This is a genomic window from Pseudomonas asuensis, from assembly GCF_014646755.1.
Lineage (GTDB): Bacteria > Pseudomonadota > Gammaproteobacteria > Pseudomonadales > Pseudomonadaceae > Chryseomonas > Chryseomonas asuensis.
Window position 1 is genome coordinate 15,691 of the sequence record NZ_BMNW01000011.1, and the last position, 14,061, is coordinate 29,751.

A 14,061-nucleotide genomic window follows, 5' to 3' on the forward strand; every position below is an offset into this window, starting at 1 on the left:
CTATCCATGAGTAAGTTCGTCACCTACGTTATCCGCCTGCCTAAAGGCCAAGATGCCAAGACTAAAATCACCACAGGCGTACGTACCTTGGTTAAGAAACACGGCGGTGAAATCACCGCTGCGTCCAACGAGGACGAAATGACTATCCTCGATATGATCGAGCAACACGAGGACTTTCCAAAGCACATTGCAGAGGATGCTCGTACGCAGGCCAAAGAGCTTTGCGCGAAAGCGGGTCACTGATCAAGATCAATCGTAAGTAAAACCCAATGATCAAATCCGTAATGCTTAGATCTATATTGAGTTAAACGTCCTGCAATGAGTGCTTCAATGACTAAGATAGAAGAGATCCTGATCGCACACTTTCGTCAATGGCAAGAGCATGACGTCGATATTGATGAAAAAGTTTTGACTGGCCAGGCCAGCGATGCGGATTACGATGAGTGCCTAAGGCTTAGCGACGTTCTGGACGCTCAAGTTTCCATGGCACATGAAGAACATGGCGTTCTGAGTTTGGAGGCTACACGTCATATACAAAGTCGATCACCTGTTTCCATAAATAACGATGGAGACAATCTAATCATGGATGATGGAAGCTATTTCATAGCTGAATCAGATAGTCATGCAGGCTTTTTGTATAAAAAGTTAGGCCATGATGATGTTATCAGATGTATTGGTGGATATTTGGAGTTTGAGAGTAAAAGATGGGTGACACGTCTTTTTAGTTTTGATGACGCTCCGTTAATAATTTACCCTGACGGACTCGGTGATCGAAAATATGAAACCCAAGAAATAGCTTTACTAAAGTTATGGAAAGATCGTCATTATGCAAATAATTTGATAGTTCTAGGAAGCCACCCACCATCACAGAGTTTCTAGGAAACCACATATCCAAAAACTATTCGCTAAATAAGGTGGATCTTATTTTGTATTATATATATTATGCGAATATATATAATAGTTAAGAGTACCTGATAGAGGGGGGTATGATGAAGAAAGCAGAGCAACGTCCAGAAGTGAAAAGGCTGCTCAACAAGCTAGAAACTGTCTCTGAAATACGATATTTGATTCATAACAAACAGGGAATAAAAGCAAATGGAGTTTTGTTAAAAGCAACTTCGTTTCTCCTGCCGGCAACAGTGGTGCTTGTTGGGCTGTATCGGTTAACGGATATGGCTGTATGGGGTAAAGGGCTTCTGATATCTATTGCAGTTAGTGTGGGGCTGGTAGTGTTCAGCTGGTTTCGAAAGCTCCTGAAACATATCAGCGAAGCAATGAGTACCATCGATAGCACATTGGCTCATTATGAGCCACTAGATACAGAAGCTTTTGTAGCCCTCCAGAAACGGATTCTTGATGGAGAAAGCGACATAGAGCAGTGCATTCTAGAGTGGTGCCGTACGGAGCGTGACACTATAGATCTTCTTCTCAGAAGGGAGGAGGCCCGCGATGCGAGCAGCGGTCTACCCTGTTTTCTGAGTAGGGACCTATGAGCAATCGGTAACTAGGGGAAAACCATACGTCAGGTATGAGAATGGCTCCCCCTGGTGTAAACGATTAGTTCGAGGAAAACACTCATGAGTTTGAAGCACATTACTTACGGTGTTGGGGGCGGTCTAGTTGGAGTTGTCGCGCTTGTCGGCATGCAGCTTGTAACAACCGTTAAAGCGGCTGATCAAGCGCGTGAGGCGGCAATTATCGCGTGGGCCGAATCGAATCCTAGCGAGGCGGAGACAGTGAAGCGCTATCGCCAGGAGTGCCTATGTAGTCCGACCGACGCTCTGCTACGGCCAGCCACGGTGCGTCCGTTTACCTTTGCTGAGTGCGCCGAAAAAATCGGTAGCGGCGAGCTGGCGTCTGCAATTGATGCTGCGGCTCAGTCTGTTGAGATTCCAGCTCCACTCCGCTGGCTCTGAGTTCAAGGAAAACATCATGGGCCTTTAGACGACTTGGGGCTTGGTTATCGTCGGTACTGCTACCGGCGGCTGGGCTTGATCTACCCGCCATTTGAATTGGAAAAATTGATGATGCTGACAGGATTTAAAAAGAATCGGGATGACCTTAACCGTATGGATGGTAAGTCCATAGAAGAGATGGCCGACGCTCTGCGCGACTGGATGAGCTTTGCCCATGAGCAACGTGCACTCCTTTGGCGTTTCGCACACCTGCAAGAAGTGCTGACCATTGAAGACATTCCCAGAGTGCACAGTGCAAACCTGATCCTGCTCCAGATCGCTGACCATGTAACGGAGCTGCGTGAAACTTTCTCCTTAACTCCTGCAGCCAGGGTATTGCAAGAGGCAAAGGAATCACTCACGTCTGATATTAAAGACGCCGAGCGGTTTACCTGCCAGATCATGAAATTCGTGCCGAAGGGAATGGTGTTGACCACTGGTAAGGATTCCTAAGGAAAAACCTACTACAGCGCGGCAGCGCTCACTGGGATGTTCCTCGTGCTGTTCAACCCGTTTTAGTTCAAGGAAAAACCATGACTAATCTAGAACAGAACCTGGTCACTCAAGCCAGTCTAGACCTTGAGTACGTCGCCGCGAACTTGCCCGATGACGACATAAAGCCAGCGCAGCCTACTGAAGCTGAGCTGGAAGCGCTCCGACATTATGCTGAACTTTATCTCTGGCTGCGAGAGCGAACGTGGTATGTGGACGCTGCAGCGAATGCTCTGGGCTTAATCAAGCCGCGTAGAGCATGGTCTGACCCGCCACCCAAGCCTGATTGGGATGAGGTCGAAGAAGCGCTAGAGGCGCTTATGAGCGATAAGTCAGACTACGAATCAGACTACGAGTAGAACGGGACCGGCAGCACGACGACTGCGCATAACGTCAATCAGTTCGAGGAAAAAATATGAATCTGATGTATGCAGCCCCCTTGATGTGTGCAGCGACATTTATGGTGGTTATGCGAAAAGAGCTTATGAGTAAAAAGCCGAGAAGCATGCGAGTAGTGCTTGCAGCTTTAGCAGTCATCTGTTTTGCGTCTGTCCCCATGGTGTACAACTCCTTCAACTGATTCCTACACGTAGGGCTGACAAACCTAGCCTGAAAGAGTTTTGTGCTGCTTGGTGTGGACGAATAAGTGACCTGTTAACCGGATTTATCGACCTTTTTTTTCAGATTCGCGGTTTTTTTATACGTATTATATAGTTTATACAAAACGATCTTATGATCAGTATTCCCTCTTGGAGGAATCCCATGCTCATTCATCTAATACCCAATATCCTAGCTGATCGAACCTACGTGCCGTGTTCGCTCGTAGACCTCACTTGTCACGAGTTTGGTTTGAATTTGATTGGCGGAAAGGAGCTAACTGCCCGACGTCCCTACCCAAACAAAAACTATCTTGTTGCTTGTCGCAAGGTCGGCCAAAAGGCGGTGAACGGGCTCCTTATCGAGACACCTAGCCCTGTGCGCGAATTCACAGTAGTAACGCGCTGGGCGGTCGCTGCAAGTCATATTGCAACGCATAGTGTGCGCTACATCGTAGTTGACGACGAGTTCGAGACCATCACTGAAGCAATGATGTTGTGGGGTGCAAAGCATCCTAGTCAGTGCGGCTACAAGCCACGTTATCCCAACGGTTTCACTTACGGCAGTTCTTTGGAATCGCAACCGAAAATGGAAGCCTTCAAGCGGATTAACCGAGTCGGAGAATTTACTGACCAACTCGACAATCACGGTGCTGTAATCAAGCGATCAGAGGTATTCCGTCTCCCAACCATTGAGCGTGAGCGGTTGACCATGGGCAGTTTTGTTGAACGCATACCTTCTGTTGAGAGCGCATTTAGGTAGGGGTGGTTTTAGCACTTATCATTGAGAAATGTGCAGGTATTCAGGTAGGAGAGATTCATGCGCAAACGAAAAGTGGTTTCTATAACAGAAGCGTGGTGCGTCTGGACAGGTGAAAAAAGTGCTGTGCGACTTGTAACAAAAAGCGAGGCGCTGGAGCTACTGAATCATCAGGGACAAGACTGCGCAGTCACTAACAGCTACTTTCGCTTTGACATGGCCTGCCCTGTTGCTCAGATTTTATGGAATGAGCCGCTGGAGGAGGGTAAGACCCACCATAAGATAGTTACATCTCCCCAATTGACTGTTCTAAGAAAAGGACAGCTAAGAACAATCATTCACCCTCTACCGCCTTCAAAGTTCAAAAGCATATCGAAGGCGTGGTATGACGTGGAATCTCAGCACATCGGGTGGTGGCCAGAGCAATACATTACCGGCATTAATGATCCCGACACACTTGTGTTGCGTGGATCTAAGCCACTTACTGACCAGATTGACGCAAGATGGCCCATCCCAAGAAGCTAGTAATGTCGCGCTAACATCCTGGTCGCGTTCATCAAAGCTCGCCTAGCAGCGACAGGGCGATATCCGGCGAGCCTTTGAGGTCGCGCTTTAAGGAGTTTCCTGAAGACTTAACTTCGTGAGGTAGTTAACCGAATTAGGTAAACTCTCTACATCTGAGGTTTAGCAGTGCCTGAGAAAAACAAGCTGGTTCCCGGTGAGGTAGACCCTGCCAATTTAGCGGGGCTTTTGCGCTTCACTGATATACATGGCGAATCAGTAGTTGCTGCGCTGCGGGGGCATTTGGTTGAGGGTCTTAAGCAGGCAGATGTCTGTCGTGAGTTCAACATGAAACCAGCGCTGCTTTCGCGAAAGGTGGCTGATTTGAGCGCAATTAGCGATATCGCCAAAGAGGTATCAGTTTTTACCGATAAGAGTTAATAATCGTTGATTAATTAACCGTTATAGGTTAACGTTTACTTATTGCGGTGGTTTCCACAAGGACATTACCGGACAAATCCAACGAGCCGGTGTGATGATCCCAGCTAAATTCTTAACTAGATGTAGAAGATGCTGTCGTCTTATTCCACTCATTTATAAGTTACTTCGGAAAAATGGTGCGGAGATATCCCTATGAATGGCTTTTCTGACCTAGACTTTGATGCACTAAATTCTTTCTTTTTCAACAACGTTATTATAGGTCTGCTGGCATGCATTTTTACTTTAGTTGTCCCAAGGCTTCAGAGGAGCTGGGCATTATCTAAAGCGGCATCGATTTGTATAGGAACTCTGGGGTTTTCAGTTGTATATGCAATCATCTATTTCTTTGGGCTCATAGAACGCTGGGCTGGCCCAGCTATGGAATTCTTAGGAGTAATAGCAGGGCTTACTTTTTTTGCAGTATGGTCTCTATCGGTTTTAGGTCTCTTTTTGGGGTTCGCATCAATTGCTACTGCCCCATTCCATAAGAATCGAAGGAAGTGATTGGAGTATTATTTTGTGTACCTCTATCATGAGAGATACACTGTGTTTACAAGTTCAGCCGAGCATGGATCAATTATGATGAAACGCAGAAACTCTTATTTAATGGAAATAGTGTTTATAGTGATTGCTATGTTGGTTTTTTGTGCCCGCCTAATGGGGTTCATAGAGTTATCTGCTGTAAACACTTTAAGCTCTTGCATCCTTGATCGACCGCTTCTTGTACCTGTTCTAGATGGTTCTTCAGCTTTAGCAGGTTTTGAAGATACCTTGCTAAGAATGATTGACGCTTTTATATGGGCAGCACTCGTAATGAGTGTTGGAACAGTCATGTTACTGGCATTACTGCCTCACACTGATCTAGAATGATTCAATGCAAACCTGATGTAGTCATATCATGAATAGATTCACGTTCGCATTGATGAACGGATGGCTTAAGATACGAGATGTATAATTTCCACTCTTAAGGAATATTAGTATTGAATCGCACGTTACTGGTCATCACCCTAAGTGTTGTTGTTGTGGGTAGCGCTTTGCTAGGCCAACAGTATGGAGAACAAGAGGGCCAGAAAAGCAAAGCCCTTATAGAGCTAGTGTGGCCTTCTTTTGATAGCTTTACCGAAGCAGACAGGGCAGTGTTAGCTGGTTTCTCAATGACCTGTAACCTTCAAAACAGGGCAAAAAATGCGTATGAAGTAATTAGCTGTTTGCGTGAGGCTTCATCGGACCCGAATGCTGTTCGTCCTAATGGAATGGACCAGTCCCAGGCTTCTGCTCGACTTGAGTCCATGATCTCCAATGCCGAATCATCTCTTTGATGATTGTGAACATTTTACTGATTCTTGCTATAAGCCTTAAGCTTTTAGATAAGCAATCTGTATTGTTTCGACAGCTATGATACGAGGATGTTTAAGTCTATGACGGGCGAGCAATATGATGCTCTTGTAAAGCTTATGCGGGGTGACGCAGATAGCCCTAGCAATCGGGCTGCTCGACGCGTGCTTATTGTAATTATATTTATATGAAATTATTAGTACATAGGAGCTATGATGTCATCATTAAATCTTTCGGAAATTACTCTCCCCCGTGCTTCCTTTTTTCTAACCACACCTGATCTTTCATTCAGTACAATCATCCTTGCATCAGGTATTGTCATTCTAAGCTTGTTTTCTCTAGTCTTATGGATAGCAAATCGTAGAGGTCTCGACCACTTTCAGAAAAAGCATGCCTTTAAATCTCTTCTGTTATCCATGCTAGCATCTGTTATACCTCCTCTTGCTATTATTCTATTTATTAGAACTGCACGTTATGTTCTAACGGTCGATCCAGCCAAATGATTCGTCTGGATGCAGTGAGTTCCTCTCGTTCCTTGTCGCAACCAACTGGTTGAGGAATTCGATCAGTAGGAAAAATTCATGAATAATGAAATCGCAATGTCCCCCTTTAAGATATGGGCACTGGTCATTCTTGGTACGGTAAGTAGTGGAGCCGCCTTCGGACTAACCAGCTTTCTTTATCGCGTCTCAACAGAAATTATAAATTCAAATCAGCCACAATATGTTGCCCCATATTGGATGTTTATATTGGTTGGTATGCTCATGTGGTTTGCCATTAACTATTATTTCGTACATATCGTCACTAAAAAAACTTTGGAATAGAGCATTCAGATATGGTTGACCAGACACCAAACATGAGCTTTGGCTCGCCGGATCGGGAAACCGTCTGGAGGGGAAGGCCACTGAGTTTCAAGGCCCAGCATCGCTGGAATGTGTTGAGCGCTTTCATCACTGGCGAAGTCAGCGCTAGGTCATGCATGTTCGCCCTAAGATACCCGGCATCCGTTGTTCACCTCGCATCGAAACGGGCCCAGCAAGGATTGATATGCATATGCCCGGAAGCAATTCTTACTCATCAGGCGCTACTCGAAGATTAATCCACCTACTTTGCAAGGAAGCCAAACATGTTTTTTTCGCTTCTGGCTGTCACTTTCATTGTCGCGCTGGGCGTATCGGCCCTAGTAGTAGCTCTATTCAACTCATCTATTAAAAAGGTTTTAAGCAGAGTCATCAAAGATGACGTAAATAGCGCGTGGCATCGCTACATAACCTTTGCAAGCTTTGTTGTTGGAATCTCTGGAGGAGTAAGAATTTACAACCTGGAGCGCTATATCAATCCGCCAGCCACGAATGGCGAGATTCTGATACTGAACTCTGAGCGTTGGACACTTGAAGTCTACCGAACAGTCATTGAAACACTGCAAAGCATCGCATGGATGTACCTGGTTGTTTTCGTAGTGGCTTTAATTGCTTTCGTGATCGTTCGTGCAACTGAAGCTAAGTACTTGTTGGGTAAAAACAACAATGAGTAACTAAGCATACAAAGTCTGGTTAGCTCAAAACCACAGCGTTGACGTTGAAAATGAACCATGGATCACTTCGCTCTTTCATCAAGCTCGTTGATCGAGCGTCAGCTCTGCTGATGATTGATCAACGGGCCGACAAGCGTAGCGCGTCAGTGTCCAAGCAAAAGAGAGTGCTATGCCATGAGTAAGCGAAGGGTTATAGGTGATGTTGTTCAGGTTCAATACGATAAGACCGAACCTCCGTATCTTATAAAGCTGACTTCAGGTAGCGGAGTCGTGCCTGATGACTGTGTGCTTGATTGTGGTGATTTAGAGTGTCGTGAGTGGGCAGTGGCAATAGTTCTCGACGACATAAGAAGACCTACGGGTGAAAAGGTTTACCACATTTCAGAATGTCTCATGAGTGATCCTGACCCTTTAAATCTTTCAGCCCACAAGCCAAAGATGCCGTCATAGTGCCTGATATGACGGCATTGGCGCAGTCCCGCATGCGGGAATTTCTTATGCTCTTACTTTGGTTCGTTCAAGCGGTGTAGCCTGTTGATCCGTTTCTCTAGATCTGGGCTTCCACTGTGATACGTAATCATCATCAGCTTGCATCAGTTTAAGCTCCGTCATGACGTCCCTGACATCCTGCCGTAGATACTCTAAGCGTTCCATTTGGGAAAATGGTCGTTCCTTTTCAAGCTTGGCTTTTTCAAGCTCCCTGAGTTCCTTATCGCGAGTCTTGTTAGCCTGATCTCGCCAATGTTCAAACTGATCAAGGAAATTGTCTGTCCGGTTAATGAATCCGCTCAGACTGAATTTATCATCTGGCCAGTACCGCAGGTTTTCAGGTTGATATGTACTTGATCCTGAGACGCTGAATTGTAAGTTACCCCGCAAATTAGATACGGAAATATCAAAGCCACGATATTTACCTACTTCGAAGATTGTTGGTTTTTCCGTCGATGCGCTTTTATCTTCAGCAGCCTTTTTCATCGCGTAGCCAATTTCACCCAACAAAGCCTCTTTCTTATCCTCGTTAAAGATCCTGCCATTCACTTCAAATCGGAACCCAGTAGGCATAGCCGGCTCGCGCCGCTCGATTTCTTTATTGAGTCTACCAATAGCTCTATCAGCTCTCTTATCAGTATCGGCCAGCCAGTCGATTCGGCTCTCAAGCCTATATTGATTACGTTTGAAGTTTGAATACACGGCCTCCAATTTCTTGAGTTCAGCGCTTAGCTGCACCTGCAGAAAGATAAGAGGATTTCCTGTTGCGGCTGCTTTCATCTCTGCCGCATTTGCTGCCTCGCTTGCCACGTCATCTATAACCCTCTGGAGGCTATCCCCCTTTCTGAACTGCTCAATGCCAGCAGCCTTATATTCAATCGTCTGCCACATGCGCGAGTCATAGGTCTGCTTTGTTGCATACCGAAAGATCTCGATCTCAAAGTTTTCAGGATCTCGTGCGTAGAATAGATTTCCTTGTCGCTCAATCCGGCCCTCACGCTGTTTAAGATCACTTGGCCGCCAGGGGGCATCGAGATGATGCAGGGCTACTAGACGTTTCTGGACATTCATGCCTGCGCCCATCTTGGCTGTAGACCCTATGAGTACACGCACCTCACCGCGATTGACCTCATCGAACAGTTTGGCTTTTTGTAAATCTGTTTGAGCCTCATGGATAAATCGGACTTGGTGCTCTGGATGACCAAGAGCCACTAGCTTCTTCTTGATATCATCATAAACACTAAACTTTGATCCACTCGCCAATAGGTCATCCATGCTGATTGCTGGCAAATCATCATCCGTGTCATCTACTTCACTACTGGGAAGAGTTGAAACCGTCTTTTTACCCAGTTTTGGCGTTGATAAATCGCAAAAGACCAATTGCGCTCCTTTATCCTCAGACCAGGCTTGCCAGATACGGTGTATATTCTGAACCGCTACATTGATCTTGCTGCCTTCAAAGTCTGGGGCTCCTGGTTCGATAAGCCGATAATCGAGCCCAGCTTTTCTTGCGTCGTTGGTGATTTTCAACGGATTATCCAAGCTTGGATCTTTGGGTAAATTCTCCATCCGATGAATAATGGACCCTCTATTCCATTCCTTGATTGCAGAACCGTCGCTTCTCAAGTATGGATTGCCACTATCATCCAACCGAACGTTCTGAACGCCCATGAACTGCGCTTGTATGTGCGACCGCTCGACGATGACATTTTCTGGCTTTCCTCCTTTTAGCTTGGGCAACGGAAAGCGCATACCCATTTCTTCCGCCTGTCTTTGCAAATCTGACGTGGTAATCACATCAGCGAATGTTCTATACATGCTGGTAAGTTCGGGTACGTTCTGAAACTTAGAGAACCGCGAGTTAAGCTTGTAATTCACGCCCGTTGCATCTAACTCCCATCCAGTTACAACTTGGCCAAATGTGCTCGCCCAAGAGTCAAAATGGACAATGCCTCTTACCTTCATATCGTCGTACTGCAGAAAGCGCTGCATGGTATAGAGTTCAGCTATCGTGTTGCTGATTGGTGTGCCAGTCGCAAAAAAGACACCTCGGCCATCATGGTTCTGCTGCAAGTAGCGACACTTAACAAACAAGTCGAACGCCTTTTCTGATCCAGCCAGATTTCCAAGGCCCGATATCCTAGAAAGAGATGTGGTTATCCAGAGATTTTTGAACTCATGAGCCTCGTCGACAAACAATGCATCAACACCTAAATCAGCAAAGCTCACCGCCTGGTCTTTTGCTCCTGTATCAGCCTGTCGTTCCAGCCGCTCGCGCATACGCTCACGAGCCTTTTCCATCTCTTTGATTGTTAGGCGGTCGCCTAACTGTGATTTGAGTTGTTGGATAGCATCTGTAAGGTCTTCAATCTGCTCATCCAGGATCTGCTTCAGTGTCTCATTTGGCATTCCAATTTTTTTAAACGAGCTATGAGCCACAATTACAGCATCCCAATCTCCTGTTGCGATGCGGCTGAAAAGACGCTCTCGGTTTTCTTTTTTGAAGTCGCTCTTTTCGGCAACAAGAATGTTGGCGTTTGGGTAAAGCGAATAAAATTCGTCCTTCCATTGCAAGAGGAGGTGATTGGGAACAACAACCATTGGCTTGTTGAGCAAACCCATGCGCCTGCTTTCCATGATTGTGCCTACACAGGCAAGGGTTTTGCCTGCTCCAACAACATGGTCAAGTAGGGCCGTACCGTCCTGAATACCCCTCCATATGGCATCTTTTTGGTGGGGGCGAAGCGTTATTCCTAGTGAGGCACCTGGTAGTGTCAGGTGTGAGCCGTCATATCGGGCAGGAATGTTCGTATTGAATCGTTCGTTATAGATATTGGCCAAAGTCTCCCTACGGGTTTTGTCCTCCCATACCCAATCTAGAAAAGCTTGCTTGATTTCGTCAGCCTTCTGATTGGCTGCAGCAGTCTTCGACTCATCCACCCGGTATATCTTGTTACCGTTTTCATCCTTACCAACTTCTACTTTTACTTGGATTGGCTTATTGGTAAGCACGGCATCAATGAGTTTATTAGCTGGATAGTCCTCTGTGCCCCACGTAACTGTGCAAGTAGTTCTATCGCCATCTGAAATATTGACGAGCCACTTGCCCAATGCCGGTTGATAAGATATGCGCCGGTCTACGTCATCTAACAGGTGGCCAACGAACTCGTTGACAACCTTGTCAGGCACCCACGTAGAGCCTAGTTGAATAGAAATATCGACTGCATCAATATCTGCTGGTTGAACGGCTCTCAGAGCCACCACGTTTTCACGATAGCGTGGGTTTTGCTCTGAAGCTTCCTCAGCCGCTCTCAATTTACCTTTGACATTGCCAGTCAGATATTGGTCTGCCGTTTCCCACTCATTACGGGTAGGGCTGTGATAGATCAAACCTTCTAAATCTTTAATCAACTCTTCTTCTGGCTTACCGGAGAGTTGTACCATCCTAGGTATATCGATTCGGCCACACTCATTCATCGATACAACAAGCGCATCTTTGGCTGTTTCAACATGCTCAACAGTGCGTTTAGCACTCATCACGCGTTGATTAAAAATAGCCGCTTTGCTAGCGCTTGGAGCCCTGCGCTCGACACCATTTTTACGAGCCATTTCAAAGGTCACGCCCTTGTCATAATCACTTTCAAGGGCATGTATAAGAGGAAATTGTGGATCATCAGACATGGCCAAACGGTTTGCCTGATTGCTGATGTGTCCATAATTATGGATGAATTTATCGTAAACCTTATTAAGTGTATTGCGCTTGGTCTGAAGGTCTATATCCGTGCTGGACTCTCTTTGCTCCGCAGACATCAGGTCTCGAAGTGCGTCCCTGATTTCAATCATCCCAACAATACGTTTTCCAGCCGTCTCATTTTTGGGCGTGACCATCTGATAGTCATGCTTGTCGAGAATGTCTGGAAGTCTACGAGCAAGCTGCCCATTGGGATGAACAAAGTAGGAGCCGATCTTCAATGTGTCAGGAAGTACAAGGTCCTCCCTAATACTTTGTGGTAAGGCTTCATCATTCAAAAGGTTTGCTTGATAGAGATTGATTGGAAGTACAGCCAAACGGGTTTCAATGGCATTACTTAAATCAATACCCGGCTCCGCCACTAGATCAGCGGTATCACGATGCATTTTGCTGGTGATAGCCATTCTGCCGGCCATCTGGCCTGGATTATCGATGTAGTATTGATTGATCGTTATAGGCTGCCCTGTCTCCTGATCCGCTACTTCACCTACGTTAACCCATGCTCTATCTGTCTGCTCGCCGGATTTAGCTTTGGCAAGAAAAACGATATCGGTCGTTACTTCAGTAAGTGCATTTTTCTTAAAAGCAGTATTCGGTAAACGAATAGCCCCAAGGAAATGTGCTCTATCAGCTATATACTCGCGCGGTGCCGAGTTATTGGCGTCAAGAAAATATCTACTAACAACTACAGCTAGAAGTCCATTTTCGCGCAATGAATTAACTGACTTGGCCAAGAAGTAGTTGTGTATAGAAAAGGTGCTGAGATCTTTATTGTACGGGTCGTAAAGGCTCTGGTTTCCAAAAGGGGGATTCCCGACTACGGCATCAAAATGGCCTTGGGGAATTACTACATCCTGCAGTCCACGATTAATACATGTAGCAGAAGGGTAGAGGTGACGGCCTATTTCAGCCGTTATTGGGTCTAGTTCAACCGCTGTGAAATGCGAGTTGACCCGCATAGTGGCAGGCATAAGCCCGATGAAATTGCCAATGCCGCTGGAAGGCTCAAATACTTTCCCGCCTGGAAAACCAAGGCGCTCAAGCCCCTTGTAGATCCCATTTGTTACTACTGATGATGTGTAATGAGCATCTTGAGTTGAGCGCCTGGCTCGCTCGTACTCCTCTTTACTGAGAAGGCTTGAAAGCTCGAAGTACTCATTACGCCAATCTTGATTGAGATGATCGAAGGCTTGTGGCAAGCCACCCCATCCAACATACCGTACCAGAGACCGTTGCTCATCGAGTGTTGCACTGCGGTTTTCCTCTCGTAATGTATGTAGAAGACGTATTGCAGCCAGGTTATCTTGGCATTTTGCCTTGGCTCCGCCTTCTCCCAACCTGTCCAAATCCGTAATTACATAATCTAAAGCTCGGTATTCACTTCGTTGATGGCCAGTATCTCGTGCTCGGTCATTCCTTGTCGACGCAACTGGATCGTCTCGTTGAGGATCTGCTGTTCCAGCATCTGTTGCTCTAGCAGACGGCCCAAAAGGATCACTTCTCCCTCCTGCTCCAGCTTTCTCAACTGTTCTGGACTGTTGAATGCCCAACGATCCAGTATCTTCCATCCGTGATGGTTGAATGATGGGGACTTGCGAACGGCTCGAAGGGTCGAAGCCTTGAGTTGTTTGGCTGCTATTTCCAATGGCTGTTGTTGTCCGATTATCATGAGCGATTTCTCCTTCGTACTCCTCAATATTAATCTCAGTTTGCAGACGTTCAATCGCTTCAACAGTCTCATTGAAGTTGAAATCGAATGCCATCTGATCCTGGTTAGGATCAGGACGCCGTTTTTTTGGCATCACCGCTTCTCCTCGCTATCCGTATTATATGCATTATACAAAATAAGGCATTTGGGCAAAGATTAGCGGCTAAACTCTATGACGCAACAGCTTTTTGCCTTATTTCAAATAAGGCATTTAGAACTGAGATGAATTGGGCGATTAAGGATTTCCCTATACAGCTCTCATTTGACCTTCTTTAATGTTCTACGTAGCAACATGACACCTAGGGAGCCGTATATCAAAGCTACCAGAATCGATTCGCCTTCTAATGTGCCTTTGGAAAGGTAGTTTGTTATCAAAAAGAATATATATATTGCTGCTGTTAGGCAGGCCCCTAATCCGACTATTTTCATTGCCATTACGTCCACCCTTAGGTCTAGGTGC

The 14,061-nt window shown here is 46.0% G+C and carries 14 protein-coding genes; 13 read left to right on the forward strand and 1 reads right to left on the reverse strand.

Annotated elements, in window-relative coordinates:
• Window positions 1–6 precede the first annotated feature (6 nt).
• The 13 genes from IEX86_RS20045 (at window position 7) to IEX86_RS20105 (ending at window position 7,653) form a co-directional block, all read left to right on the forward strand.
• Complete coding sequence (locus IEX86_RS20045) at window positions 7–243, forward strand: hypothetical protein (protein WP_188867920.1); 237 nt, start codon at window positions 7–9, stop codon at window positions 241–243.
• Window positions 244–330: 87 nt separating this feature from the next.
• A complete protein-coding gene (locus tag IEX86_RS20050; protein WP_188867921.1) occupies window positions 331–879 on the forward strand; it encodes a hypothetical protein in 549 nt (182 codons plus the stop codon).
• A 107-nt stretch (window positions 880–986) separates the two neighbouring features.
• Window positions 987–1,493, forward strand: a complete 507-nt coding sequence (locus IEX86_RS20055; RefSeq protein WP_188867922.1) for a hypothetical protein — start codon at window positions 987–989, stop codon at window positions 1,491–1,493.
• Window positions 1,494–1,577: 84 nt separating this feature from the next.
• Entirely contained in the window at window positions 1,578–1,916 is a 339-nt protein-coding gene (locus tag IEX86_RS20060; RefSeq protein WP_188867923.1) for a hypothetical protein, read from the forward strand.
• 75 nt (window positions 1,917–1,991) lie between these two features.
• Window positions 1,992–2,408, forward strand: coding sequence for a hypothetical protein (locus IEX86_RS20065; RefSeq protein WP_188867924.1), 417 nt, complete (start codon window positions 1,992–1,994; stop codon window positions 2,406–2,408).
• A gap of 80 nt (window positions 2,409–2,488) precedes the next feature.
• Window positions 2,489–2,806, forward strand: coding sequence for a hypothetical protein (locus tag IEX86_RS20070; RefSeq protein WP_188867925.1), 318 nt, complete (start codon window positions 2,489–2,491; stop codon window positions 2,804–2,806).
• 403 nt (window positions 2,807–3,209) lie between these two features.
• The gene (locus IEX86_RS20075; protein WP_188867926.1) at window positions 3,210–3,806 is read left to right on the forward strand and encodes a DUF6012 family protein; all 597 of its coding nucleotides are present in this window, start codon (window positions 3,210–3,212) and stop codon (window positions 3,804–3,806) included.
• 57 nt (window positions 3,807–3,863) lie between these two features.
• The gene (locus IEX86_RS20080; protein WP_188867927.1) at window positions 3,864–4,328 is read left to right on the forward strand and encodes a hypothetical protein; all 465 of its coding nucleotides are present in this window, start codon (window positions 3,864–3,866) and stop codon (window positions 4,326–4,328) included.
• 165 nt (window positions 4,329–4,493) lie between these two features.
• The gene (locus IEX86_RS20085; protein ID WP_188867928.1) at window positions 4,494–4,745 is read left to right on the forward strand and encodes a PapB/FocB family fimbrial expression transcriptional regulator; all 252 of its coding nucleotides are present in this window, start codon (window positions 4,494–4,496) and stop codon (window positions 4,743–4,745) included.
• 618 nt (window positions 4,746–5,363) lie between these two features.
• Entirely contained in the window at window positions 5,364–5,654 is a 291-nt protein-coding gene (locus tag IEX86_RS20090) for a hypothetical protein (RefSeq protein WP_188867929.1), read from the forward strand.
• 110 nt (window positions 5,655–5,764) lie between these two features.
• Window positions 5,765–6,103: a hypothetical protein gene (locus IEX86_RS20095; protein WP_188867930.1), complete on the forward strand. Its 339-nt coding sequence runs from the start codon at window positions 5,765–5,767 to the stop codon at window positions 6,101–6,103.
• A 597-nt stretch (window positions 6,104–6,700) separates the two neighbouring features.
• Complete coding sequence (locus tag IEX86_RS20100) at window positions 6,701–6,943, forward strand: hypothetical protein (protein ID WP_188867931.1); 243 nt, start codon at window positions 6,701–6,703, stop codon at window positions 6,941–6,943.
• A gap of 302 nt (window positions 6,944–7,245) precedes the next feature.
• Window positions 7,246–7,653, forward strand: a complete 408-nt coding sequence (locus IEX86_RS20105) for a hypothetical protein (RefSeq protein ID WP_188867932.1) — start codon at window positions 7,246–7,248, stop codon at window positions 7,651–7,653.
• Between the two features lie 495 nt (window positions 7,654–8,148).
• Here the strand turns inward: IEX86_RS20105 and IEX86_RS20110 are convergent, their stop codons facing one another.
• Window positions 8,149–13,695, reverse strand: coding sequence for a helicase-like domain-containing protein (locus IEX86_RS20110; protein WP_188867933.1), 5,547 nt, complete (start codon window positions 13,693–13,695; stop codon window positions 8,149–8,151).
• Window positions 13,696–14,061: the final 366 nt, after the last annotated feature.